Source organism: Herbaspirillum sp. GCM10030257, assembly GCF_042666555.1.
In the GTDB taxonomy this organism is placed as follows: domain Bacteria; phylum Pseudomonadota; class Gammaproteobacteria; order Burkholderiales; family Burkholderiaceae_D; genus Noviherbaspirillum.
Genome location: NZ_JBHTDH010000084.1, coordinates 1 through 2,918, shown reverse-complemented (window position 1 = coordinate 2,918; position 2,918 = coordinate 1). Strand labels below are relative to the sequence as shown.

General features: G+C 64.0%; 1 protein-coding gene. It reads left to right on the top strand.

Going from position 1 to position 2,918, the window contains the following annotated elements:
• Positions 1 to 2,918: amino acid adenylation domain-containing protein (locus tag ACFQUU_RS29105; RefSeq protein WP_382252107.1), on the top strand; the 2,918-nt coding region annotated here is incomplete at both ends.

Genomic DNA, 2,918 nt, shown 5'->3' with positions numbered 1-2,918 from the left:
CTGGTCGCAGGGCATCCTGATCAACGAGTTCAGCGCGCTGTACAACGCCTGTCATGCCGGCGAAGAAGATCCGTTGCCGCCACTGGCGATCCAGTACGCCGACTACGCGGCCTGGCAGCGGCGCTGGGTCAGCGGCGAGGTGCTGCAGGCGCAGAGCGCCTACTGGCAGCGGACACTGACCGGCGCGCCGGTATTGCTGCAGTTGCCGACCGACCATCCGCGTCCGGCACAGCAGGACTATGCCGGCGCCTTCGTTGCCTTCGAACTCGATACGGCGCTTACGCAGGACCTGAAGGACCTGAGCGCACGTCATGGCACCACGCTGTTCATGACGCTGCTGGCCGGCTGGGCGGCGCTGCTGTCGCGCCTGTCGGGACAGGATGACCTGGTGATCGGCACGCCGATGGCCAACCGCACCCAGGCCGAAGTCGAGCCGCTGATCGGCCTGTTCCTCAACACGCTGGCCCTGCGCATAGACCTGTCTGGCAGCCCCTCCACAGCTGACTTGCTGCAACGGGTAAAGGCTCATGCGCTGGAAGCGCAGCAGCACCAGGACCTGCCGTTCGAGCAGGTGGTGGAGATCGTCAACCCGCCGCGCAGCCTGGCGCACAGTCCGCTGTTTCAGGTCACCTTTACCTGGAACAACAACGAAGCTGGCGAACTTAAGATGCCGGGTCTGGTACTGGAGCCAATTGGATCGCCTCAGGTCACTGCGCAATTCACGATGTCGCTGCTGCTAGGCGAACAGGACGGAGTGATCGGAGGGGGCCTTGCCTATGCGACCACTTTGTTCGAGCGTGACACCGTCGAACGCATGCTGGATTATCTGCGTCGCATCCTGGACGCAATGGTGAAGCAGGAATACACACCGATCGAACACCTGGCGCTGCTCGGGAACGCCGAACGCGAGCGCCTGCTGGTGGAATGGAATGCGACCCAGGCTGAATATCCGGCCCGCGCCTGCATCCACGAACTGATCGAGGCACGCGCGGCCACATCGCCGGACGCAGTGGCACTGGAGCATGGCGGGACTGAAGTCAGCTATGCCGAACTCAATTCCCGGGCCAATCGCCTGGCGCGCCATTTGCGCAAGCAGGGCGTCGGTCCGGATACGCGGGTTGCTATCTGCATGACGCGCGGCATCGACATGGTGGTCGGCCTGTTAGCTGTGTGGAAGGCCGGTGGCGCCTACGTGCCACTGGACCCGGCTTATCCACCAGAGCGGCTGTCCTTCATGCTGAAGGATAGCGCCCCGGTGGCCGTACTCATGCATGCCTGGATCGGCGAGCAGACGCAGTACACGTTGCTGGCTGCGGCCGGCTTCGCGCCCATCCTCGACATCGACGCGGATGCGATGCGCTGGAACGAGGAAATGCAAGACAATCTCCCGCGCACTGAAACCGGGGTCGAACCCGACCACCTGGCGTACGTGATCTACACGTCCGGCTCGACCGGTCAGCCGAAGGGCGTGATGGTTGCGCATCGCGGGGTGGGCAACCTGGCACAGGCGCAGATTGCCGGGTTTGAGATTGAAGCCGACAGCCGGGTGCTGCAGTTTGCGTCATTCAGCTTTGACGCCTGCGTGTCGGAGATTGTGACCACGTTGGTGCAGGGCGCTACGCTGGTTTTGCCGGCCAGTGACATGGTGCTGGCCGGGCCGGTGCTGGTGGAGATGCTGGCGCAAGAGCGCATCACGCACGTGACCCTGCCGCCGGTGGTGCTGGCCGGCTTGCCGGAGGAAGCGCAGCTGGAGACGGTGCGCACGCTGGTGATGGCGGGCGAAGCATCGAATGCGGCGCTGGTGCGGCGTTTCGGGCGTAACCGTCGCTTGCTCAATGCCTACGGGCCGACCGAATACACGGTGTGCGCGACGATGCAGGTGTGCGATCTGCAAAGCGAGCAGGCACCGGCGATTGGGCGTCCGATTGCCAACACCCGCATCTATTTGCTGGACGTGCATGGTCAGCCGGTGCCACAGGGGGTGGTGGGCGAGATCCACATCGGCGGGGTACAGGTGGCGCGCGGTTACCTGAACCGCGATGAACTGACGGCCGAGCGCTTTGTGGCCGACCCATTTAGCAGCGAGCCGGATGCACGGATGTACAGGACCGGCGACCTCGGACGTTACCTGGCTGACGGCAGCATTCAGTTCCTGGGCCGCAATGACCAGCAGGTCAAGCTGCGCGGTTTCCGCATCGAGCTCGGTGAAATTGAAGCGAAGCTGCTGGAGCAGCAAGGGGTGCGCGAAGCAGTGGTGATCGCACGCGAAGACCGGCCGGGCGACAAGCGGCTGGTCGCCTACCTGACGACCGATGTGCAGCTTGATACTGAAGCGCTGCGTGTCAGCTTGCAAGCGGTGCTGCCCGAGTACATGGTGCCGGCCGCGTACGTGCAGCTCGACACCCTGCCGCTGACGCCGAACGGCAAGCTGGACCGTCAGGCGTTGCCGGCACCGGAAGGCGACGCCTATGCGGTGCGTGCCTATGAAGCACCTGTCGGTGAAGTCGAAAATGCACTGGCTGCAATCTGGGCCGAAGTGCTTGATCTCCAGCTCGGCACCATCGGCCGTGCCGATCACTTTTTCGCCCTGGGCGGCCATTCGCTGCTTGCAATGCGGGTGGTCTCGCGCGTAAGAGAGTCCTTGAACGCGGATCTCGGGGTGACCGAATTGTTCGATTACCCGATACTCGCGGAACTGGCATCAATCATTGCTCAGGCAGCCAAACCGGAACTGCCGGCCATTGCGCTGGCTTCGCGCGAGAGCTCGCTGCCGCTGTCGTTTGCGCAGCAGCGGCTGTGGTTCCTGTCGCAGATGGAAGGCGTCAGCCAGGCGTATCACATCCCGCTCGGACTGCGCATGCAGGGAACGCTCGACCGTGCAGCGCTGCGCCATGCGCTGGACCGCATCGTCGCCCGCC